Origin of the sequence: Paenibacillus sp. N3/727 (assembly GCF_022637315.1) — a bacterium.
GTDB classification, from domain to species: Bacteria; Bacillota; Bacilli; order Paenibacillales; family Paenibacillaceae; genus Paenibacillus_AQ; species Paenibacillus_AQ uliginis.
Window position 1 is genome coordinate 2,125,742 of the sequence record NZ_CP093336.1, and the last position, 20,035, is coordinate 2,145,776.

A 20,035-nucleotide genomic window follows, 5' to 3' on the forward strand; every position below is an offset into this window, starting at 1 on the left:
AAGATTGTAAAATCAATGTATCGTGATTACAGGACGTCATTAAACACCACTCAAATTCATAGGTAGAAGTGATTAATATGACTTATTAAAAAATGAATTTCAATAGAAATCCATCATGATAAAGTTGCATCCTCGTAGGTGAATACCTATGGGGTTTTTATTTATTTGAGTAGCAGCATTTCATTGGTAATTCATTTAGCTTTTTTTGGATCACTATATTATATGGAAAGGTAGACTTGTCATGACTAAGAATAGAAAACTGGAACCATATGAAGAAGAGTTTTTAAAACTTATTGCGAAAGGATTTCAATTATTAATGGAAGAGAGGGAGCAGGAGTTAAAGAATGAGATTGCACAACAAGTTACAATCAATATCAAAGAAGATATTACTAATTCCTCTATTAAAAACGAGCACAATAATGAAGCAGAAATTCTTCCTCCTGTTTGTACAATTTCAGATGTAATGAGTTATTTTAGGCTAAGTAGATCAACTGTATCTAAGTTGATCAGTACTGGAAAGTTAAAAAGCTTCAAATATGGAAATAAACCACGTATCAAACGTGAATGGATATTGGAATATGAAGAAAGTCTTATAAAAGCTTCATTAAATAATGAAAAAGGGAGGAGATGATTATATGAAAAATGATCATTCATCTGAGCAAGCAATGAATAACTTGTATCATTTCTTGAACAGAGCTTTACTTAAGTATTTGGCTGGGCTAAATGAAGAAAGCGAAAGGAAGATAGCAACAAGAGAGCCAATCAGTAGTACTAAAGATACCTTATCGCATGAAGAGTTGCCTAACAACCTTACAGCAAAGAATATTCATCAATTTACAAGTATTAAGTTGAGAACAGTCTATGATCTCATGAATAAAAATCTTGAAATAGGAGGTATGAAATGACTCACGAACCATCTGACACTGTCACTGTGAAAGAAGAAGGGTTCATATTTAGGAAGCAAGATGAGAAGGAGACTGTGATTAGGTATTTTGATGAAGATGATATTATAAATATGAAGTAATGACTAAGACATTGATTTCAAACAAAGCCAATGATTTATGCTAAATTGCATAGGTTATCGGCTTTTTTTTGCGTCAGTTTTGCGTCAATCGCTAAAATTATAAAGAGAAGAAGTGCTTATGAAACAAGAAAGAACCCTTGCTACGCAAGGGTTCTTAGTGATGATCTGTAGTGGGCTCGAACCACTGACCCCCACCCTGTCAAGATGGTGCTCTCCCAGCTGAGCTAACAGATCATGAAAAATATGCAATTTCGAAAGACAATTTATATATTATCAGCTGTCTTCACAGGTGTCAATTGTTTTCTCGTTATAAAATCTGATAATCCGGTTCAGACTAAAGGAAAGCATGATTTTTCCAGAAGGAGAGAGGGTGCATGATGGTAAGAAAGCATCTGAGATTAAGTGGGATTGGAATTTGCACCGTGCTTTTGGCTGTCCCAATGCTCGGTGGGTGCAGTATTTCCTCAAGATCGTCCGTAGAGATGGAAAACCTACAAGCGCCAGCCGTACCTGTACTGCAAAATGTCTATGACCGTTCAGTCGATAAAGATGTTTATTCGTCTGGCCGGGGACGGGGAGAGAGACTGATTCCTGAACCGTCTCTAAAGCGGCAGGATAGTCTTCGAGATTCAGTGAAATAGTCGAGATTACCTCAACGGTAACAGCATGACAAAAAACCGTCGCCCGGAAAGAGCTGACGGTTTTGTGGTCTGCTTTCTATTCATCATCCCATTTGCGGGAATAACCTTTTTTGATGGTATAAAACATGGGGTAAATCAACAGTACTGAAATGACGACAGCCCAAAAAATAGTCCATCCCATATCCATGCCTGCTCGCCCGCTCCCTTCCAATAGTATACATTTCACTCTACTATACAGGAAAACAAAAATTTTGTATAATAATTCATCTATATCCGGCGAAGTGATGCAGGAAATTCCCCATATAAAAGAGGTGTTTGTATTGGCAGCAGAAATCATCAATGTTACAACAGAGGAGCAACTGCGTGAAGCGCTGGACATTCGTAAGGAAGTATTTGTGATTGAGCAGAAGGTACCGTTAGATATTGAGATCGACGAACTTGATAGTTTGGATGCCGACGCGCATCATATCCTGATTAAATACGAAGGGGAATATGCGGCAACAGGCAGGGTAACATATTACAATAAAGATTCAGCCAAAATGCAGCGTATTGCCGTACGGAAACCATTTCGTTCCAAAGGTCTGGGTCGTGTGCTATTAATGGCTATGGAGACTCAAGCTCGTGAACTAAAGCTGTTACATTCCGTGCTCGATGCACAATGCCAGGCGGAAGCTTTTTACAGTAAGCTCGGTTACGTTACCATTTCGGACGAGCCTTTTGACGATGCCGGGATACCCCATGTACGGATGAAAAAACAACTTCAATAAACGTAAAATTATAGCCATTCTAACTAAAAGACCCCGAATCAATGTTCGGGGTCTTTGTTAAGTCGATAGACGTTTTTCTTAAAATATCGGCATATTATCAAGGTTGTTGCTCGGGTCGCCATCGGCATTGGAACGAAGATGCATCTCATTGTCCCGCCCACGAAATACGTTCAGGTTCTTAATTTCATTGTTCTGAACCATTTGTTGAGCTGTCTTGTAGTCTACGACAGAGCCTGTATCGAGCTTCAGCTGTACAATGTCACCGTCACCGTTCTTACGTACGGCTATTACTTCTGCTTGTTGATCATTGTTCATTTGATATCGCCTCCCACACCTAGCTTCCCCGCTACACCCAGCATTCTATTCATGAACGGACTGGAATAAAGATATCTATCTGCTGTTACAACTCGTAAATACGTTGCTGTTCGAGAAATTGCATTGTATCCGTACGGCCCTCATAACTTCTCATTTCGTCGCCGTAATGCATGAGATAGATCTGTTTACGGATATGCTCCGGCAGGCTCAGCAGCTCTTCTAGTGTGGTGTGAACCGCACCATGGCCTTCGAGCTGACACTCATGCAATATAACTTCGCAACCGCGTTCGTTCACCAATCGATTTAGCAGTTCCGGATCAAAAATCATATCTGCGCTGTAAAAAATGCGGTCATTGAAATAGATGGAGAAACTGTCCTTCCCCGGGATATGCCGTGTCTGGATAAGCTCGGCCCGAATGCCCGGTGATATATCAACTGCTGTCCCTGGTTGAAGTGGACGGACATCAAATACATCATTCAGAGACGTGATTGATCCTTCCTGATACAATCCTCCACGCAAAGTGTTTTCCCATAACGGCATAACGAGCGCTTCAGCTATGTATAACGGTATTTTGCGGTTGTATTGCATTTTCATTCTGAACGCCAGTTCTTCTAGACCGCCAACGTGATCCGCATGAATATGCGTAATGAGCACAGCGTCCACAGACTCAAAGGATTGACCGAGACGATGAAGTGCCATAGGCGCTGTAACACCGCAGTCGAGAAGAAGGGTAAAGTCTTCGTCAATGATAAGTGCATTGTTATTAAAAAAAGACTTTGCGAAAGCACCACCGGTACCGAGCATTTGTAGTTTTAGTGTCAATAAACTCAACCTCCAGGCGATAATGATAATAGAGTAAGCTAATAGGTATATTTTAACGAATTCTCTGTATATTTACACGGATTATTATGTGTTTATCCTTAACTTAAAAAAATTGACCATTAATTACCTGTATCTGCGCAACTTTGTTTTTTACCTTGTAGTATACACATATAACAACTAGAAAAAGTAGCGGAGGGATGCGTTTATATGAAATTGAAATGGAAAAAACTAATGGCCTGCACACTTGTCCTTTCATTAATGGGCGGAAGCTCTTTGTTGTTTGCGGATTCCTTTAAAGAACATGTACGAGTATGGATGAATGGCCAGGAGCTGAAAGACGGGGGCTATCTGATTGAAGGCAAAACATACATTCCGGTCCGTGATATTAATGGTGCGGTACATTGGGACAAGGATAGCGGAAAAGTGATTATTATCCAGCCCAATGTGCATATTTTCCTGTTCAAAGGAAATACTGTTTTCGGGAACGTAAATAGAGGCAAACTGAAATTTAATGTGTTCAGCCAAATCGATACATTAAATGATAACATCCATTCGGTTAAAGTTGCGATCTCGGATCCGGCCGGAAAAGTGACGGATATACAGACCCAGGAAGTCAAGAATAGTAAAGATAATTTCTGGTTCCGTACGGATGACTTCACTTATGATTTCAACACAGTCGGTAAGTATTCCGTCGGCTTTTACATCAAGACTTCAGCTGAATCCAGCTTTGTAAAAGTGGCTGAAAAAGTAATTACAGTTTTGAATTAATGTGTTGGTGTTGGTAAATTGACCTAGTTATTTTTCCATGTTACCATACGGGAGTAGATAATTTTAACTGAAGTGAGGTATTACTCAATGAGCGATCACAAACATGAACACGGAGATGCATGTGGCTGCGGTCACGATCACGATCATGAGCACGACCACGACCATGAAGAGTTTGTGCTTACTTTGACGGACGAGCATGGCAAAGAAGTGGAAATGGTACTCGTAGAGACATTTGATGTTAACGAGAAACTGTATGCACTTCTTCTTGAGCGTGAAAATCCGGGAGCAGACGGCGTCATTCTTCGTATGGAAGAAGAGAATGAAGAAATGGTTCTTTACAATATCGAAGATGAAGAAGAATGGAATGCGGTTGAAGCAGCTTATAACGAGCTGGTAGCAGCTCAGGAATAGTATATGTTAGACGTAAAGACCCCAGTGCAACGCACTGGGGTCTTTGATCTCTCCCGCCTTTTTTAGAAGATCGGGTCGGCCTCAACAATGACCTTAACGTTTTGAATGCTGCGGTCCTCTGGTCCTTTAACCGGAAGTCCGACATCTACGTGGTCAATAATATAATCGATGTTATCTTGGGAAATAACCTCGCCCGGCAGGAGAATAGGAATACCCGGCGGATATACATAAATGAACTCCGCAATAATCCGTCCTGCAGATTCCTTGAACGGAACAACTTCTGTATCGCCATAAAACGCGTCCCGAGGGATTAGAGAAAGCTGAGGAATTTCCGGGATTTTAACGATCAGCTCATTAATTTCGTTTACGTTATTATAAGTCTTGGACATATGCCGGAGAGCGGTGACTAATGTTTCAATGGACTCCGTTGTGTCTCCAGGTGTGATCAAACACAAAATGTTGTACATATCACTGAGTTCGACCTCTATGTTGTAGTGCTCACGAAGCCAGTTCTCGGTCTCATATCCGGTAATACCTAAATGGCGTACGTGAATAGTCAGTTTAGTGGGGTCAAAGCTATAGGTCGCTTCGCCACCGTCCAAAATGTCCTCCCCAAAGCAGTACAAGCCTTCGATCTCATTGATCGACTGTCTGGCATACTGGGCCATATCAATCGTTTTTTGGGCCATTTCACGTCCATTCAGTGCCAGATTGCGCCGGGACGTATCGAGTGATGCAAGCAAAATGTAAGAGGTTGACGTCGTGGTTAGCATACTGATAATCGTTTGGATTCTAAACGGATTCACATAACCATTCTTCGTGTTGACATTGAGTACAGAGCTTTGAGTCATCGATCCGCCAAGCTTATGGACACTCGTTGCGGCCATATCGGCACCGACCTGCATCGCTGACATCGGCAGTTCTTCATGGAAATGAATCAGTACACCGTGTGCCTCATCAACCAAGACAGGTACGTTGTAACTGTGTGCCAGATCTACGATTTCTTTCAGGTTTGCACTGACCCCAAAATAGGTTGGGTTGATGACAAGAACCGCTTTGGCATCAGGGTGTCTTTTTAACGCTTTGCGCACGGAGCTAATTGTAATTCCATGATCGATCCCTACATTGGAGTCCTGTGCAGGCGATACAAATACAGGCTTGGCTCCGGAATAGATAATGGCAGACAATACGGATTTGTGAACATTGCGGGGAACGATGATTTTGTCTCCAGGATTGCAGACAGACATGATCATTGTCATGATCGCTCCGCTTGTACCCTGAACGCTAAAGAAGGTATAGTCCGCTCCAAAGGCATCTGCCGCAAGCTTCTGTGCTTCTTCGATCACACCGGTAGGCTGATGAAGATCATCTAGCGGAGCGATGTTAATCAAATCTATCGAGAGGGCATTATCCCCTATAAATTCCCGGAATTCTGCATCAGTACCGAGACCCTTCTTATGCCCCGGAATGTGAAATTGCACCGGGTTTTTGGCCGCGTGTTCTTTCAATGCGGTGAAGAGCGGTGTACGGCTATGGTCCATGGACGCTGTCACAACCTTTCTGTGTGTGAAATTGTTTATGATTGTCTATTTGTGTTTCATATAAACAAAATTGAGTATAGCAAAATGGAGGGGGAATGCAAGCAAAGGATATAGGAGGCATGTCTTCCCGAGAACAGGCAAGAATAGAGATATCGCTGTAACAGTATGAACGATGGGATGTGAAAATATGTCGCAAGTCATTTCCCCGGTGAAAAAGCGCCGATTATTGTCTCCTTTTTTCTTTGAGCTGCTCGCGATTATTTTTTTGGTCGAGTTTATTAAGGGATCATTACTCGTGGCGGTTCTGCCGGTATATATGAAAAATGTTCTGGGTGTATCGGGAACCGTTATTGGCGTTGCCTTTGCCCTACAGTATTTGGGGGACAATCTGTTCCGCAGTCCTGCAGGCTGGATCGCGGAACGTCTTGGATTCCGGGCAACCATGTCCGTAGCATTGTCGATGGTTGTCATCGGCGTGGTGATTATTGCGTTTACCGACGGGCCGTTTTGGCTGTCGCTAGCATGCCTTATCCTTGGAACGGGAACAGCTCCTCTATGGCCTTGCGCCATGACCGGAGCCACGGAAATATCCGGCCCGAACAACAGCAACGGGACGGCGATGGGAGCCCTGGAGACTGCGGCACTGGCAGGAACGGGAGTCGGGCCGATCACGATGAACTTTGTTATGGAGCATACGAACAAAAATTATCAGACAACTTTCTTAATTATGATTGGAGCGGGCATTGTTCTTGTCCTGACCGCGCTGCTGCTTCCAGGCAGAGTAAAGTCAAAGGTGAAGTCCGAAGTTTCTTCTTCTGCAGCAGCTGCTGGAAAGGGATTAAAATATGGGTTTAACAAACTACGGACAAGCGTCAAGGCTACACTTCATCAGATAAAGACGACTTTGAATGTCAGCTGGCTGGTGTACCCAGCGTTATTTTTACAGTCCTCTGTCATCGGGCTCCTCAGTCCGGTACTGACGCTGTATGTCAGCAACGAGCTTGGGGCTTCACCAAACCAATATAGTCTGATGCTCATTGTCGGGGGAGGAATTACGGTGCTTGCACTTATTCCGGCAGGTAAACTGATTGACCGTTTTGGAACGAAATGGTTTCTGAACGCCGGATTTCTGCTTTGCGCGTTTACACTGAGTATTTTTACTTTGTTTACATCACTACCGATTGTATTTGGTCTGGTGTCCGTTGTCGGTATCGCGTATGCCATGATTTTACCGGCCTGGAACACCTTTGTTGCCAGTATGGTCCCGAAAGGCGAGAGAGGTACCGTCTGGGGCTTCTTCTTAACTCTGCAGGGCTCAGGCATGGTGTTTGGACCCATCGTATCTGGCTGGCTGTGGGACGGTGTTGGTCACGGTGCACCATTTATAGCGAGTGGAATCGTTATGGGGATACTGTTCTTCATCCATCTTTTCCTTAGTCGCCGTCAGAGACCATCTGTTCATCCGAGCCGTGCCTAGGCTTGAGTCATAAGAAAGGTACAACAAAATATAGCCTTCGCTCGCATAATGCGAATGAAGGCTATATTTTGTTTTTAAACCCGAAATTTAAAATGCTATCCGGTACAGTGGAAGCAGGGTCTCAAAGGTATCCTGAATGGTTTCGACCAGCTTATCACCTTCAATGCTTGCAGCTTCCTCTCGAGGAATGCGAAGGCCACACATAACTTCGGCTTTTTTCACCTGCTTCAGTTTGTTGATGAGAACGCCGAAGCTTTCTTTATCCATCTCGGCATGTGGTATGCCATCAGGGTTCATATGATCCGTTGACCAGTAATATGACTTGGGTAGCTTGGAATTGATTTTGGATAACTGCTTTTCAAGGTTGCCAGCGAACACGGTTTTGTTCGGACTTTCATATATAATCGCAAAAATGATGAACAGATGCGATTCGAACATGCCAACCTCGAAATGGGGAAGCGCCTTGTAACCGCGTTTATTGGCTGCCCAGGCAACCCAAGTATCGATAGGTGGATTGACGGTACGGCGCGCGTGTTTGGCAACATGGACGAACATTTCTTCGCCGCATAAGGCGGATATGTATGGAGCAATCTCTGCGCCAAGCGTCTCCAGCTTTGGACGGACACGTTCAATCAACACTTCCATACGGTTTTCCAGACCTGGAACAAGGAATACATCGAAATCGTCTGCGGTAAATCCCGTGAAATTCATATATATACAGCCTCCCTGTATCTAGTTATAACGTGTGTTTGTGGACAACCCACGAGACCCTTTGTTGAGGCGGACCGGGCAATAACCGGACATAAGCCGAGTATAAGGTTTGGGCCCCTTTTTTGAAATATAAGAAAGTATAAATTTCATGTTACATACTTGACTTATATTTCTCGAAGAAACGCCGCCATCCTTTATAAAGGACGCCGAAGGCGTTTCTTCTTGGAGGGTAAAAATAGTCAATAAACCAAGTTACCGTTACATAAGATGAAGTATAAGATATAGATAAGACAACGTCAAAGCAGTCCATCGGGGTAAAACATCTCAGCCGCGTAAGATAGGAGAAGGAGTACCGGGGAGGGAGTGCCGTGAATAAGAGCGAGGAAGTGGAGTATTGCAATCTGGAGCTCCGGTTTGACCGCCGGCATATCCAGGACTTGATTAAGGAACTGATTCAGGAAGGGTATTCGCTTTATTGGAGTGAGAACGAGGTCCAATTCGTTATTTCGATCAGGACGGGTCGAAAGCTTGTGAAACTGCGCTTCCAACGTACGGGCAGCGGCTATAAACTGGTCGGTGATTATATGATCAGGGATCCGAAACTTGCGGAGTGGATGGAGAAGTTGATCGAGAACACGCGCGGTCATGCGGTCGTTAAACGGTTTAAAGACCGGCAGATTTTGATTGAAAATATTTTGTTTGGCGAAGTTATCCGGCTTGTAGAGATCTCAGGCTATCGGCAGCGTGTGCTCTACCAGAAAGGAACGCCAATGACGGAGCAAGAGATGGTTCGTCTGTTCGAATCGAAGGAAGGGGAACGCCGATTGCTGCTGTGCAGGCTGGAGACCGATGACGAGCTGGAGAAACTGCACGAGGCGATACAAGCGGGAAATGTAAGCGCCGCTGACGACTGCAAAAAAAGACTTCAGGAGCTATCTCTGGAATTGTTTCGTCTTGAATGGTAACAGGATTCTTGCACAAACTAAAAAAGCACGAACAACACCTCAAGCATCCAGGGGTGTTTTCGCGCGGCCTATTTTCTTTTTGGAGGGGTTCACTTCTCCAATGAAAAACGTTAATATAAGAGTATTGATACAAATCTCTCATTTTGACAGTATGGGATGAATATGTACAAAAATATATTGGAGTAAAGGATGGAGAAACCAGATGGCAAAACAACAAATTGGTGTGATTGGCCTTGCTGTAATGGGTAAAAATTTGGCTCTTAACATCGAGAGCAAAGGCTTCACCGTATCCGTATATAATCGCTCTCCGCAAAAGACTGAGGATTTGCTGAAGGAAGCGGAAGGAAAAAACCTTACTGGAACCTTTTCCATCGAGGAATTTGTGGAGTCGCTTGAAACTCCGCGCAAAATTCTAATCATGGTTCAAGCTGGACAAGCTACTGATGGTACGATTGAGCAGCTTCTGCCTCATCTGGACCAAGGTGACATTATTATCGACGGAGGTAATGCTTACTTCCCGGATACCGTTCGCCGTAGCAAAGAGCTTGAAGCCAAAGGCTTCCGTTTCATCGGTGCCGGTGTATCAGGCGGAGAAGAAGGAGCGCTTAAAGGGCCTTCCATCATGCCTGGTGGACAAAAGAGTGCATATGAACTGGTTCAACCGATCTTAACGGCGATTTCTGCTAAAATAAACGAAGAACCTTGCTGTACATATATCGGCCCGGATGGTGCTGGGCATTATGTAAAAATGGTCCACAACGGCATTGAATACGGCGACATGCAGCTGATTTGCGAAGCCTACCATCTCCTTAAGGATGTGCTGGGACTGGATGCCAAAGAACTGCATGCCATTTTCTCGGAATGGAACAAAGGCGAGCTCGACAGCTACCTGATTGAAATCACTGCTGATATCTTCTCGAAATACGATGAAGAGACTGGTAAACCGATGGTTGAAGTCATCCTGGATACCGCTGGTCAAAAAGGTACCGGTAAATGGACAAGCCAAAGTTCCTTGGATCTTGGCGTTCCATTGTCGATGATTACCGAATCCGTATTTTCCCGCTTCCTGTCAGCTATGAAAGAAGAGCGTGTGGAAGCAAGCAAAATTTTGAACGGTCCAAAAACGGAAAGCTTCTCTGGCGACAAAGCGGAATTTATCGAAAATGTCCGCAAAGCGCTGTTCGCGAGCAAAATCGTGTCCTACGCTCAAGGCTTTGCACAGCTTCGCGTAGCTTCCGATGAATACAACTGGGATCTTCAATTCGGAGAACTGGCTAAAATTTGGCGTGGTGGTTGCATCATCCGTTCCCGTTTCCTGCAAAATATTACCGACGCATACAATAATAATCCTGAACTGAAAAACTTGCTCTTGGATCCGTTCTTTAAAGAGATCATTGAAAATTATCAGGATGCATGGCGTAAGGTCATCACTTCCGCTGTGACTTTGGGAATTCCGGTACCAGGCTTCGCAAGTGCGTTGGCATATTACGACAGCTACCGTACAGCGAATCTTCCGGCCAACCTGCTTCAGGCGCAGCGTGACTACTTCGGAGCGCATACCTTTAAACGTGTGGATAAAGAAGGCGTATTCCACTTCAACTGGATGGATTAATATCGGTTAGTCCATGCACGATATCCAATAGACAGGCGCGAATGTTGTCATTATCGGCATGAAAGTGCGCTTTACTGTTGAGCAGTAGCATAGCTGCCTCACAGTAACTGTTGAAGCTTTGCAATAACCGTGGCTTTGAGAGGTCCAGCAGCGCTGGGTCTTTCGAAGCCACTTTTTTTTGTACGTAGTGCAGGACCCATATAATGTCCTCACGACAGAGAGGATGCGAAGGGTCCAAAATCTGGCTGAGTCTCTTTGGTGGTTCCGGTCGGGTGAAATGGTCGTGAGACATAGTCTTGGTATCACTCCTGACAATCTTAATCTTTGAAATGGGTATTATTATTTATATGACAAATGGGCAAAACATAGACTCGTAAAATATAAATATATGAAATGCTCTCATCAGGCTAGGTTGCTGGATTGTCCAAACTTTTCGGCCTGTGGTATGATATGAAAAAGTTTAATAGGATGAATGCGTAAATGGGGTGAGGAATTGAATCAAACAGACCGCAATATCATTCTGATCGGTATGATGGGGACGGGGAAGAGCACGGTCGGCCATCTAATATCACAGCAATTGAATTATACCCTCGTTGATCTGGACTCTGAAATTGAGAAGGCGGTGGGTAAGTCGATACCGGCCATGTTTGAGTCTGAAGGTGAACCTTTTTTTCGCAATGCAGAAGCTGATGTATTAGAGAAAGTTCTCGGACGACAAAGACTTGTTATTGCCACTGGTGGAGGAGCTGTGCTTCGGAAAGAAAATTGTGAGCTTATGAGCAGCAAAGGCTGGGTAGCAGCGCTTACGGCTGATGAAGCGGCTATAGCCCAGCGTGTCCGGGGAGATGTGGGTCGTCCGCTGCTGGCCGGGAACTTGGAGGAACGAGTACGGCAGATTATGAAGGAACGCAAGGAATGTTACAGGTTTGCGGATGTTACCGTGGACACAACGGGAAAATCTGCTCAAGAAGTAGCCCTTGATATTTTAATGCATTACCGCGGCTAAGCCTCAAGGATTATAATCCGGCGTATAAGAGGCGGGAAACCATTCCCGCCCAGCTCAGTAACCACATAATGAGGGACCCTGTCCGCGGGATTATTCCTCATCCGCATACCACTGGAGCATACCGCCACTCATATTGACAATATTGTCGATACCCTGATGGCTCAAAAAATTACACACATGCTCGCTGCGTCTGCCGCTGCGGCAGATGAAAATAACTTCGGTGTTCCGGGGGATTTCGTCCAGCCGGCTAGGGATGTCACCCATCGGTATATGCTTGGCGCCGGCAATCATGCCTTGCGCAATTTCATCGTCTTCACGCACGTCGATCATGTAAATGTTTTCTCCACTTTGGAGTCTGCTTTTTAATTCGGAAGGTTCAATTTGAGAAATCGGCTTCATTATGTGACCTCTTTTCTGAAGATTATTGTGCATATAATTATGCCTTTATGATACCGAAGCAGAGAATTACATGTCAATTTTTCCATTTTGTGAAAAGAGAATAAAGATAGAACGATGCTTAATAAAAAAGGAGAGAATACATAATGGACGTTATTGTCAGACCGACACCCGAGTTAAAAGGGGAGATTGGAGCGTTGTCCTCCAAAAATTATACCACTCGTTATTTGCTTGTCGCGGCGCTTGCCGAAGGGGAAAGTACGATTTACTATCCGGCCCACAGTGAAGATAGCGATGCGATGAGACGCTGCATTCAGGACCTCGGAGCAACGCTGGTTGAAGATGACGAGAAGGCGGTTATTACTGGCTTTGGACGCTCTCCGAAAGATGTGACAGAACTGAATGTTGGAAATGCAGGAGCCGTACTCCGCTTTTTGATGGGAATTACTGCATTGTCCAAGGAAGTTACATTTGTAAATACTTATCCGGATTCACTTGGCAAACGTCCCCACGATGACCTTATCGACGCGCTTGGTCAGCTAGGGGTTGAGGTGGATCACAACAATGGACGGCTGCCGATTACAATCCGTGGTGGCCAGCCGAAAGGCGGAAATATTTCGGTTTCGGGTTCGGTCAGCTCCCAGTACCTCAGTGCGCTGCTGTTCGTTACGCCATTGCTAGCGGAAGACAGTGAAATTACGGTTACAGGTGATCTAAAGTCTAAGGTCGTGATCGGCCAGACGCTTGAAGTACTTGAACAGGCAGGCATCGTCATTCATGCAACTGATGACTATATGCATTTCCGTGTTCCGGGAGGTCAGAGCTATCAAGCTAAAACATATACCGTGCAGGGGGACTATCCTGGGTCGGCAGCCGTTCTTGCCGCTGCCGCGGTTACACAATCGGATGTGACGATTCGAAATTTGTCCGAGGACAGCAAGCAGGGTGAACGAGCGATTATCGATGTGCTGAAGATGATGCAGACTCCTCTGACACATAAGAATGGGGATGTTCGTGTACAAGGAAACGGCAAACTGCAGGCGCTGGAATTTGACGGGGATACGGCAACGGACGCTGTTCTGGCCATGGTTGCTGCCGCAGTGTTCGCGGAAGGAACTTCACGTTTTTATAACGTGGAGAATCTTCGCTATAAGGAATGTGACCGGATTACGGATTATTTGAACGAACTTCGCAAAGCAGGAGCAAATGTTGAGGAAAAGCTGGCCGAAATCATCGTTCACGGTCGTCCGGAAGGTGTGGAAGGCGGCGTAGAAATTAATGCGCATTATGATCATCGGGTTATTATGGCTCTGACCGTAGTTGGACTTCGTTCTGAGAAACCCTTGCTCATTAAGGACGCGCACCATGTTGCTAAGTCATATCCTCAATACTTCGATCATTTAAAAGCGCTTGGCGCCGATGTGGAATGGGTAGAATAGATTAGCGGTATAAGAAATCTTCGGGAAACTCCGGAAAGGTAGGTATTCAAGATGGCGTTTGAGAATCCCTCACGTGAACAAATAGCCGACATTTTACGGAATGCCGGCAACATTGCGGTCGTTGGTTTGTCAGACCGAACGGATCGTACGTCATATATGGTCTCGCAGGCAATGCAAAACCGAGGCTATCGGATTATCCCTGTGAATCCAAAAGCGTCCGAAATTCTGGGTGAGAAGTGTTACGCATCACTTCAGGACATCCCTGAGCCGGTTGATATTGTGAATGTGTTCAGAAGAAGTGAATACTGTGCTGACGTGGCGCGTGAGGCAGCTGAGATCGGTGCTAAGGTACTATGGCTTCAGCAAGGTGTAGTTAGTAGCGAGGCTGCAGCAATTGCCGATGAGCACGGTATGATCGCGATCATGGATCGGTGTATAAAGGTAGAGGATTCCATCGCAGTGAGGGGGAAATAATCATTCATGACTAAAGTGTTAGGCAGGTCCCAGCATTGGGGCTTGTCCTTTTTTTCATAGGCCATATCTTTTGACAAAATCCAGATCAGCGCTTACCATCTAGAATAGAAAGGAGGGCTCGCCTTGAACTGGTTGGGATCATTACAGCAATTGGGCAGAGCGGTCATGCTCCCTACGATGGCTCTTCCTGCGGCAGCTCTCCTGCTTAGTGTAGGGAGTTTGCCATGGGCTTCATGGGGATTTGAAAATTTGGGCGAGATCGCTTCTGCGGCCGGCCACGGTGTGTTCTATTATATGCCCTATTTATTCGCGATTGGAGTCGCTTGGGGACTGTCTAATCAGGGAGGTCCTGCGGGATTAGCGGCGCTGGCAGGTATGTTCATCTATGCTCAGGTCACCTCGATCGCCGGTGACGGAAGCGTTCAGCCATCAACCTTGATCGGTATTATATTCGGAGTTGTTTCGAGTATAGTTTACAATCGTTTTAAACATATAAAGCTTCCGGAGGCGATACAATTTTTCGGAGGCTCTCGTTTTGTTCTGCTCACTATGGGATTTTTCTCCGCCCTTTTTGCCTGGGGAATGATAAGTGTTGCCCCATTCATACAGAACGGGTTTGAAGCCTTTTATACGCTGACCGTACACATGGGTGGATTCGGATTGTTTTTATACGGGATTTTGTACCGGGTTCTGACGGCTTTTGGGCTTCACCATATATTAAACAATGTTTACTGGTTTCAGCTTGGTACATATGAAACAGCGGACGGTACGATCGTTCAAGGTGATCTGCCCCGATTTTTTGCAGGTGACCCGACAGCGGGGGATTTTATGGCCGGATTGTTTCCGATCATGATGTTTGCCCTGCCTGCTATTGCATTCGCAATTATTGGGGAAGCACGGGAGGATCTGAAACCAAAGGTCAAAAAGACGTTTATGCGTTCGGCTCTCGTATGTTTTTTGACAGGGGTATCAGAGCAGATAGAGTTCGCCTTTTTGTTTGCTTCACCATATTTGTATGTCCTGCATGCGTTGATGGCCGGGTTTGCCATGGTTTTGACGTATACATTTGATATTCATCATGGCTTTTCTTATTCCGCAGGGTTTATCGATTTTGTGATCAACTATCATCTGTCCCAAAATGCGTGGATACTCATTCCGATTGGTATTGCCTACGGATTAATTTATTATTTTCTGTTCAGGTGGGCGATCCGCAGGTTCGGGATTCCAACACCGGGACGTGAGGAAGGGTCTGCGCTGGAAGGATGGGCCGGGAATATCCCGTATCAGGCTCCGCTAATTTTGGATGCGCTGGGTGGCAAGGACAATATCGTACAGGTGGAATCCTGTATGACTCGGTTAAGGTTGACCGTATACAACGATCGTCAGATTGATACGAATGCACTTAAGCTTCTCGGTTCGGCAGGCATTATTAAGCTGGGCGGCGGCAACGTGCAGGTTGTATTCGGTACGTATTCCGAGCTGATCCGCGAGGAGATCAACAAGCTGATGCAGCGGGATCTGCCACGGGTATTGTTCAGTGCTCCAGTCCAAGGCCGGATGCTGCCGATTGAGGAAGTGCCGGATGATATTTTTGCAGCCAAGCTGGTGGGCAGCGGTGTGGCCTTTATTCCGGAAAAGGGTGAGTTGGTATCGCCTGTATACGGAACGGTTATGCATATATATCCTACAATGCACGCTATCGGTATTTCGACGCCAGAAGGCTTGGAGGTTCTAATACACATTGGTATCGATACTTCGCAGCTGAAGGGGCCGTTTACGGCCGTCGTAAGCGAAGGAGACGCGGTGGAGCCAGGACAATTACTGGTAAAATTTGATCTTGGTTATCTAAAGACACACGCGGCCTCACTTGCAACACCAATGGTTATTACGAATCCGGATAAAGTAAGGTCATGGAGTTTTGCACCGTTCAAATCGGTCAAAAAAGGGCAATCATCGGTCATGTCAGTTGTATTAAATGAAAGTAACGCTGGGGGTAGAGAATCATGATTCAAGGCATTGGCGCAGCAGCGGGCGTTGCGTTCGGCAAGGCGTTTGTGCTTCCTCATTGGGAGCTTGATCTGCCAGATTCTGAAATCGACGCCGTCGATTTGGCCAAAGAGTTCGAGCGCCTTTATGAAGGCATACGGACCTCCAAGGATGAAATTGAATATATCAAGAACGAATTCAAAGAAATGGTGGGGGATGAAGAGTCGCATATTTTTGATGCACACCTCGCTATTTTGGAGGATCCGGTGTTCATGAATGAAATTCAGGGTCTGATTGAGCGTCAATACAAAGCGGCCGAAGTTGCTGTTAAGGAAGCTATTGACCATTTTGTATCGATGTTCGATCTGCTCGATGATGAATATATGAAAGAGCGGGCGCTTGATATCAAGGATGTCGGAAACCGTCTTCTCAAACATTTGCTTGGTGCTCCTGAAGTGACGCTGCCATCGGATACTCAGCCGTATATTCTGGTGGCTAAGGAGCTGTCTCCGTCGCAGCTTGCTCACCTCAACCCATCTCATGTTTTGGGCATTGTAACGATGACGGGAGGCAAGACTTCACATTCCGCTATTATGGCCAGGGCCATCGGGATTCCGCTAGTATCTGGTGTTGAGAACCGTTTGGAGAAGCCGATCCAGACAGGAGAGTTCCTTGTGTTGGACGGAGATGAGGGTTATCTGTACATTAATCCCAATCAGATGATATTGGACCGTTATAAGGCTATCTCGGATGAGCAGCGAAAGAAGAAGGAACAGCTTCAGCTGCTTTCATCTGTAGAAGCTGTGACAAAAGATGGAGCGTATTTCCATCTGGCTGCAAACATGAATTCCTTGAAGGATCTGGATACAGCCTTGAGAAATGGTGCTGAGGGCGTAGGTTTGTTCCGTACGGAATTTCTCTTCATGGATCGTAGTACATTTCCTACGGAAAATGAACAGTTCGAGGTATACCGGCAGGCTGCTGAAAAAGCAGGGGATTCATCGGTTGTGATCCGCACACTAGATATCGGTGCTGACAAGCAGCTAGATTATTTTTCATTGCCTGAGGAAGAAAACCCGGTGCTCGGATATCGTGCAATTCGGATCAGTTTGGATCAGACGGATATGCTTCAAACGCAGTTGACCGCGATTTTAAGAGCCAGTGCTTACGGAAATGTTAAGATTTTATATCCGATGATCTCTTCCGTTGAAGAGGTACGCCAGGCTAATGCAATTTTGAAACGTTCCATGGCCGATCTTGACCGCCGCGGCATTTCTTATAATCCTGACATCAAGGCTGGTATTATGATAGAAATACCTGCTGCGGTGATCATTGCCGATCTCCTTGCTGAGGAGAGTGACTTTTTCAGTATTGGAACGAACGATTTAGTGCAGTATGTACTGGCGGTGGATCGTATGAACGAGCAGATTGCTCATATGTACCATCCGTTCCACCCGGCGGTGCTTCGTATGCTTCGGTCTACTGTAGAGGCCGCCAAGCAAGCTGGAATACCTGTCAGTGTATGTGGAGAACTCGCCGGCGATGAACGTGCAGTTCCACTCTGGCTTGAGCTCGGTGTGCAGGATCTGAGTATGTCTCCGCTTTCTTTGCTTAAGGTGAAGCACCGTGTTCTTAATACGAATTCGGAGGAGGCCAAGAAGGAGGCGATAGCCTGTTTCAAGCTTCGTACGAGTGCTGAGGTTGAAGAACGTCTTACCAATTTCGCGGAACGGAACAGTTTTTTTAACGATGGTAACGGTACGGATATTTCGGCTTCGTAATGGTGCCTTTAGTCTAACTCTGAGTATATTATGATCGTTTTTTTGAGAGGACAAGCCTTCTCCAAACCAGATAAATTTGAACAAAGCCGTCACGGATGAGATTGAACTCAGTCGTAGACGGCTTTTTCGTTAGAAGCATATATTCAGGCTATAAAAATAGTCTTAAGATTGTTGCCCACCCGCCAGTGCATCGCAAAACGCTTTGCCGTAAGGAGGGAGATCCGGAGGCCGCCGTGCAGATATAATGTGCCCGTCGGTGACTACCGCTTCATCTATCCAGACAGCCCCTCCGTTTTCCATGTCATCACGGATTCCGGGTGTGGAAGTGACGGTGACGCCGTTTAAAATTTTGGCTGAAATCAGCACCCATCCTGCATGACATATTTGCCCGATAGGCTTTTTATCCTCGTGCATTTCACGTACGAATTGAAGTACTTTGTCATAACGGCGAAGCTTATCGGGCGCCCATCCACCCGGCACGAGAATTCCGTCATAATCTTTGCTGTCAAGCTCATCAAACGAATATTCTGCAGTGGCTGGAACACCGTACTTGCCGATATAAGTTTTCCCTTTCTCCAGCCCGGCCAGATGAACTTCAGCACCTTCCTCACGAACCCGGTAAACGGGATACCATAATTCCAAATCCTCAAACTCTTCGTCAACAAGAGCAATTACTTTTTTACCAGTTAGTCTCATAGGTACAGAGCTCCTTTCGGTGAACAAATCCCGGCATGATCTAGTAAATCTAAAATAATCCGCTGCCGAATAAATTTATTGTAACAAAAAGTTTACGAGGATTCATTCTTTCGCCATATTTTAAACATTTAGATACATAAATGGTAATAAAAGCATCATCACAAATTTGAAGAGATCTCTGATATGATAGTCGAATAGGACTATTCATATCGAAGAGTAATATTTATTGTAATCGATTGAGAGACCCAGAATTCAGATTTACTAGACATTATGATATAGGATTTGAGGTGGCCCATTTGTTGAAGCTTTGCAACTGCGGACAAATTATGAGAATGGAACTGAGAAAGTTAGTATATGCACGAAAGGCATGCATCTGTCATGTCCCTGTTTATGCTTGTCAGAATTGTTCAACATATGAACTCATGCCTCTGGTAAAGCCGGATTTGCTGGACTACATAAACTCGTTGGGAGATGTAAAGAGCCAAACCTGGGTTTCATTTGCTGATATTTATGAACCCGTATCTGTGTTGCGGGAAGTATTGTCGTCATCCAGTGATTCACTCCAGGAATTTCAGCAGCGTTACAAGGCTGCGTTTGAAGATCGCGTTAATATGCTGCTTGATCTTTACCGCTTTGCTAAAATGAAGGATGACTCGGTATGGATGGATGAAATCATGACCCGTCTGGAGAAGGTAAATGCTTTTTCACAGTTAAAAATGGAAAATTCAGATTTTTGTGCAAGTTAATCGACATATTTTGTCGAGGTTGTTGGATTTTTCACGAACATTTTGTTAGGATATAAGTTAGGAACTTCAATACAATGAAGGGAATGTATATCCTATGGCGACTATGACTAAAATGACTACAAACGAACAATTGCGTACTGCGCTGGAATCAACTCACCAGAAAGCGCTGCTACTGTTCAAGCACAGCACACGATGTCCCATCAGCGCCGGAGCTTACGAGGAAGTGACTGCTTATTTGCAGAATCATCCGAACGAACAGGTAGACTACGCTATGATTGATGTGGTGGCTGATCGTCCGGTTTCGAATGAAGCCGCGGACGTTTTAAGCGTTAAGCATGAATCGCCGCAAGTTATTGTTGTAAGGCAAGGAGCGCCGGTCTGGCATACATCCCATTCCCATATTACGGCTGAAGCGCTGAGAGGCAAATTGGACAGCCTGTAAGGCTGTGTCATTGC

24 protein-coding genes and 1 tRNA gene are annotated in these 20,035 nt (G+C 45.2%); 17 read left to right on the top strand and 8 right to left on the bottom strand.

Annotated features, from left to right (window positions below; all coding sequences use genetic code 11):
• The first annotated feature begins 241 nt into the window (after positions 1–241).
• Genes MNQ98_RS09350 through MNQ98_RS29610 form a run of 3 tightly spaced genes read left to right on the top strand, consistent with a single transcriptional unit; the run spans position 242 to position 1,024 of the window.
• On the top strand, positions 242–631 hold the full coding sequence (locus MNQ98_RS09350; protein WP_241932926.1) for a helix-turn-helix domain-containing protein: 390 nt from the start codon (positions 242–244) through the stop codon (positions 629–631).
• Positions 632–635: 4 nt separating this feature from the next.
• Positions 636–905, top strand: a complete 270-nt coding sequence (locus tag MNQ98_RS09355; protein ID WP_241932927.1) for a hypothetical protein — start codon at positions 636–638, stop codon at positions 903–905.
• On the top strand, positions 902–1,024 hold the full coding sequence (locus MNQ98_RS29610; protein ID WP_277883736.1) for a hypothetical protein: 123 nt from the start codon (positions 902–904) through the stop codon (positions 1,022–1,024). The genes MNQ98_RS09355 and MNQ98_RS29610 overlap by 4 nt, the downstream gene beginning before the upstream one ends.
• 161 nt (positions 1,025–1,185) lie before the next feature.
• On the opposite strand, the gene MNQ98_RS09360 is transcribed toward MNQ98_RS29610, so the two are convergent.
• Positions 1,186–1,258, bottom strand: a tRNA-Val gene (locus MNQ98_RS09360).
• A gap of 140 nt (positions 1,259–1,398) precedes the next feature.
• On the opposite strand from MNQ98_RS09360, the gene MNQ98_RS09365 reads away from it, so the two are divergent.
• Together MNQ98_RS09365 and MNQ98_RS09370 are read left to right on the top strand one after the other, a co-directional pair.
• The gene (locus MNQ98_RS09365) at positions 1,399–1,665 is read left to right on the top strand and encodes a hypothetical protein (protein WP_241932928.1); all 267 of its coding nucleotides are present in this window, start codon (positions 1,399–1,401) and stop codon (positions 1,663–1,665) included.
• A gap of 320 nt (positions 1,666–1,985) precedes the next feature.
• Positions 1,986–2,432 carry a GNAT family N-acetyltransferase gene (locus MNQ98_RS09370; protein ID WP_241933884.1) on the top strand — a complete coding sequence of 149 codons (447 nt, stop codon included), beginning with the start codon at positions 1,986–1,988 and terminating at the stop codon, positions 2,430–2,432.
• A gap of 78 nt (positions 2,433–2,510) precedes the next feature.
• Here MNQ98_RS09370 and MNQ98_RS09375 read toward each other — a convergent pair whose 3' ends face one another.
• Together MNQ98_RS09375 and MNQ98_RS09380 are read right to left on the bottom strand one after the other, a co-directional pair.
• On the bottom strand, positions 2,511–2,747 hold the full coding sequence (locus MNQ98_RS09375) for a DUF3892 domain-containing protein (RefSeq protein ID WP_241932929.1): 237 nt from the start codon (positions 2,745–2,747) through the stop codon (positions 2,511–2,513).
• A gap of 85 nt (positions 2,748–2,832) precedes the next feature.
• The gene (locus MNQ98_RS09380) at positions 2,833–3,570 is read right to left on the bottom strand and encodes an MBL fold metallo-hydrolase (protein ID WP_241932930.1); all 738 of its coding nucleotides are present in this window, start codon (positions 3,568–3,570) and stop codon (positions 2,833–2,835) included.
• Between the two features lie 213 nt (positions 3,571–3,783).
• Here MNQ98_RS09380 and MNQ98_RS09385 point away from each other — a divergent pair, with 213 nt between their 5' ends.
• Positions 3,784–4,338, top strand: coding sequence for a copper amine oxidase N-terminal domain-containing protein (locus MNQ98_RS09385; RefSeq protein WP_241933885.1), 555 nt, complete (start codon positions 3,784–3,786; stop codon positions 4,336–4,338).
• Between the two features lie 87 nt (positions 4,339–4,425).
• On the top strand, positions 4,426–4,749 hold the full coding sequence (locus tag MNQ98_RS09390; protein ID WP_208914850.1) for a DUF1292 domain-containing protein: 324 nt from the start codon (positions 4,426–4,428) through the stop codon (positions 4,747–4,749).
• Between the two features lie 62 nt (positions 4,750–4,811).
• Here MNQ98_RS09390 and MNQ98_RS09395 read toward each other — a convergent pair whose 3' ends face one another.
• Complete coding sequence (locus MNQ98_RS09395) at positions 4,812–6,290, bottom strand: aminotransferase class I/II-fold pyridoxal phosphate-dependent enzyme (RefSeq protein WP_241932931.1); 1,479 nt, start codon at positions 6,288–6,290, stop codon at positions 4,812–4,814.
• Between the two features lie 187 nt (positions 6,291–6,477).
• Here MNQ98_RS09395 and MNQ98_RS09400 point away from each other — a divergent pair, with 187 nt between their 5' ends.
• Entirely contained in the window at positions 6,478–7,767 is a 1,290-nt protein-coding gene (locus MNQ98_RS09400) for an MFS transporter (protein ID WP_241932932.1), read from the top strand.
• An 87-nt stretch (positions 7,768–7,854) separates the two neighbouring features.
• Here MNQ98_RS09400 and MNQ98_RS09405 read toward each other — a convergent pair whose 3' ends face one another.
• A complete protein-coding gene (locus tag MNQ98_RS09405; RefSeq protein WP_241932933.1) occupies positions 7,855–8,478 on the bottom strand; it encodes a YktB family protein in 624 nt (207 codons plus the stop codon).
• Positions 8,479–8,846: 368 nt separating this feature from the next.
• On the opposite strand from MNQ98_RS09405, the gene MNQ98_RS09410 reads away from it, so the two are divergent.
• Complete coding sequence (locus tag MNQ98_RS09410) at positions 8,847–9,443, top strand: hypothetical protein (RefSeq protein WP_241932934.1); 597 nt, start codon at positions 8,847–8,849, stop codon at positions 9,441–9,443.
• Positions 9,444–9,645: 202 nt separating this feature from the next.
• Positions 9,646–11,055, top strand: coding sequence for an NADP-dependent phosphogluconate dehydrogenase (gndA, locus tag MNQ98_RS09415; protein ID WP_241932935.1), 1,410 nt, complete (start codon positions 9,646–9,648; stop codon positions 11,053–11,055).
• Here the strand turns inward: gndA and MNQ98_RS09420 are convergent.
• On the bottom strand, positions 11,039–11,347 hold the full coding sequence (locus tag MNQ98_RS09420) for a hypothetical protein (protein ID WP_241932936.1): 309 nt from the start codon (positions 11,345–11,347) through the stop codon (positions 11,039–11,041). The genes gndA and MNQ98_RS09420 overlap by 17 nt on opposite strands.
• Before the next feature lie 180 nt (positions 11,348–11,527).
• On the opposite strand from MNQ98_RS09420, the gene MNQ98_RS09425 reads away from it, so the two are divergent.
• The gene (locus MNQ98_RS09425; protein ID WP_241932937.1) at positions 11,528–12,061 is read left to right on the top strand and encodes a shikimate kinase; all 534 of its coding nucleotides are present in this window, start codon (positions 11,528–11,530) and stop codon (positions 12,059–12,061) included.
• Between the two features lie 90 nt (positions 12,062–12,151).
• Here MNQ98_RS09425 and MNQ98_RS09430 read toward each other — a convergent pair whose 3' ends face one another.
• Positions 12,152–12,460, bottom strand: a complete 309-nt coding sequence (locus MNQ98_RS09430) for a rhodanese-like domain-containing protein (RefSeq protein ID WP_241932938.1) — start codon at positions 12,458–12,460, stop codon at positions 12,152–12,154.
• Positions 12,461–12,603: 143 nt separating this feature from the next.
• Between MNQ98_RS09430 and aroA the strand changes: the two genes are divergently transcribed.
• From aroA to ptsP, 4 genes are all read left to right on the top strand, one after another.
• On the top strand, positions 12,604–13,896 hold the full coding sequence (gene aroA, locus MNQ98_RS09435; protein ID WP_241932939.1) for a 3-phosphoshikimate 1-carboxyvinyltransferase: 1,293 nt from the start codon (positions 12,604–12,606) through the stop codon (positions 13,894–13,896).
• 51 nt (positions 13,897–13,947) lie between these two features.
• Positions 13,948–14,370: a CoA-binding protein gene (locus MNQ98_RS09440; protein ID WP_241932940.1), complete on the top strand. Its 423-nt coding sequence runs from the start codon at positions 13,948–13,950 to the stop codon at positions 14,368–14,370.
• 123 nt (positions 14,371–14,493) lie between these two features.
• Positions 14,494–16,377 (top strand): glucose PTS transporter subunit IIA, encoded by a 1,884-nt coding sequence (locus MNQ98_RS09445; protein WP_241932941.1) that lies wholly within the window; start codon positions 14,494–14,496, stop codon positions 16,375–16,377.
• A complete protein-coding gene (ptsP, locus tag MNQ98_RS09450; protein ID WP_241932942.1) occupies positions 16,374–18,137 on the top strand; it encodes a phosphoenolpyruvate--protein phosphotransferase in 1,764 nt (587 codons plus the stop codon). Before MNQ98_RS09445 ends, ptsP begins: the two co-directional genes overlap by 4 nt.
• A 162-nt stretch (positions 18,138–18,299) precedes the next feature.
• Here ptsP and MNQ98_RS09455 read toward each other — a convergent pair whose 3' ends face one another.
• On the bottom strand, positions 18,300–18,833 hold the full coding sequence (locus MNQ98_RS09455; RefSeq protein WP_241932943.1) for a type 1 glutamine amidotransferase domain-containing protein: 534 nt from the start codon (positions 18,831–18,833) through the stop codon (positions 18,300–18,302).
• A 299-nt stretch (positions 18,834–19,132) separates the two neighbouring features.
• On the opposite strand from MNQ98_RS09455, the gene MNQ98_RS09460 reads away from it, so the two are divergent.
• Together MNQ98_RS09460 and ytxJ are read left to right on the top strand one after the other, a co-directional pair.
• Positions 19,133–19,579 carry a hypothetical protein gene (locus MNQ98_RS09460; RefSeq protein WP_241932944.1) on the top strand — a complete coding sequence of 149 codons (447 nt, stop codon included), beginning with the start codon at positions 19,133–19,135 and terminating at the stop codon, positions 19,577–19,579.
• A 94-nt stretch (positions 19,580–19,673) separates the two neighbouring features.
• Positions 19,674–20,021 (top strand): bacillithiol system redox-active protein YtxJ, encoded by a 348-nt coding sequence (gene ytxJ, locus MNQ98_RS09465; protein ID WP_241932945.1) that lies wholly within the window; start codon positions 19,674–19,676, stop codon positions 20,019–20,021.
• Positions 20,022–20,035: the final 14 nt, after the last annotated feature.

What these genes read in the sequence shown, in the direction of transcription:
- MNQ98_RS09350 (WP_241932926.1), top strand. Translation starts at nt 242, where the DNA reads ATGACTAAGAATAGAAAACTGGAACCATATGAAGAAGAGTTTTTAAAA.
- MNQ98_RS09355 (WP_241932927.1), top strand. Translation starts at nt 636, where the DNA reads ATGAAAAATGATCATTCATCTGAGCAAGCAATGAATAACTTGTATCAT.
- MNQ98_RS29610 (WP_277883736.1), top strand. Translation starts at nt 902, where the DNA reads ATGACTCACGAACCATCTGACACTGTCACTGTGAAAGAAGAAGGGTTC.
- MNQ98_RS09365 (WP_241932928.1), top strand. Translation starts at nt 1,399, where the DNA reads ATGATGGTAAGAAAGCATCTGAGATTAAGTGGGATTGGAATTTGCACC.
- MNQ98_RS09375 (WP_241932929.1), bottom strand. Translation starts at nt 2,747, where the DNA reads ATGAACAATGATCAACAAGCAGAAGTAATAGCCGTACGTAAGAACGGT.
- MNQ98_RS09390 (WP_208914850.1), top strand. Translation starts at nt 4,426, where the DNA reads ATGAGCGATCACAAACATGAACACGGAGATGCATGTGGCTGCGGTCAC.
- MNQ98_RS09395 (WP_241932931.1), bottom strand. Translation starts at nt 6,290, where the DNA reads ATGGACCATAGCCGTACACCGCTCTTCACCGCATTGAAAGAACACGCG.
- MNQ98_RS09400 (WP_241932932.1), top strand. Translation starts at nt 6,478, where the DNA reads ATGTCGCAAGTCATTTCCCCGGTGAAAAAGCGCCGATTATTGTCTCCT.
- MNQ98_RS09405 (WP_241932933.1), bottom strand. Translation starts at nt 8,478, where the DNA reads ATGAATTTCACGGGATTTACCGCAGACGATTTCGATGTATTCCTTGTT.
- gndA (WP_241932935.1), top strand. Translation starts at nt 9,646, where the DNA reads ATGGCAAAACAACAAATTGGTGTGATTGGCCTTGCTGTAATGGGTAAA.
- MNQ98_RS09420 (WP_241932936.1), bottom strand. Translation starts at nt 11,347, where the DNA reads ATGTCTCACGACCATTTCACCCGACCGGAACCACCAAAGAGACTCAGC.
- MNQ98_RS09425 (WP_241932937.1), top strand. Translation starts at nt 11,528, where the DNA reads ATGCGTAAATGGGGTGAGGAATTGAATCAAACAGACCGCAATATCATT.
- MNQ98_RS09430 (WP_241932938.1), bottom strand. Translation starts at nt 12,460, where the DNA reads ATGAAGCCGATTTCTCAAATTGAACCTTCCGAATTAAAAAGCAGACTC.
- aroA (WP_241932939.1), top strand. Translation starts at nt 12,604, where the DNA reads ATGGACGTTATTGTCAGACCGACACCCGAGTTAAAAGGGGAGATTGGA.
- MNQ98_RS09440 (WP_241932940.1), top strand. Translation starts at nt 13,948, where the DNA reads ATGGCGTTTGAGAATCCCTCACGTGAACAAATAGCCGACATTTTACGG.
- ptsP (WP_241932942.1), top strand. Translation starts at nt 16,374, where the DNA reads ATGATTCAAGGCATTGGCGCAGCAGCGGGCGTTGCGTTCGGCAAGGCG.
- MNQ98_RS09455 (WP_241932943.1), bottom strand. Translation starts at nt 18,833, where the DNA reads ATGAGACTAACTGGTAAAAAAGTAATTGCTCTTGTTGACGAAGAGTTT.
- ytxJ (WP_241932945.1), top strand. Translation starts at nt 19,674, where the DNA reads ATGGCGACTATGACTAAAATGACTACAAACGAACAATTGCGTACTGCG.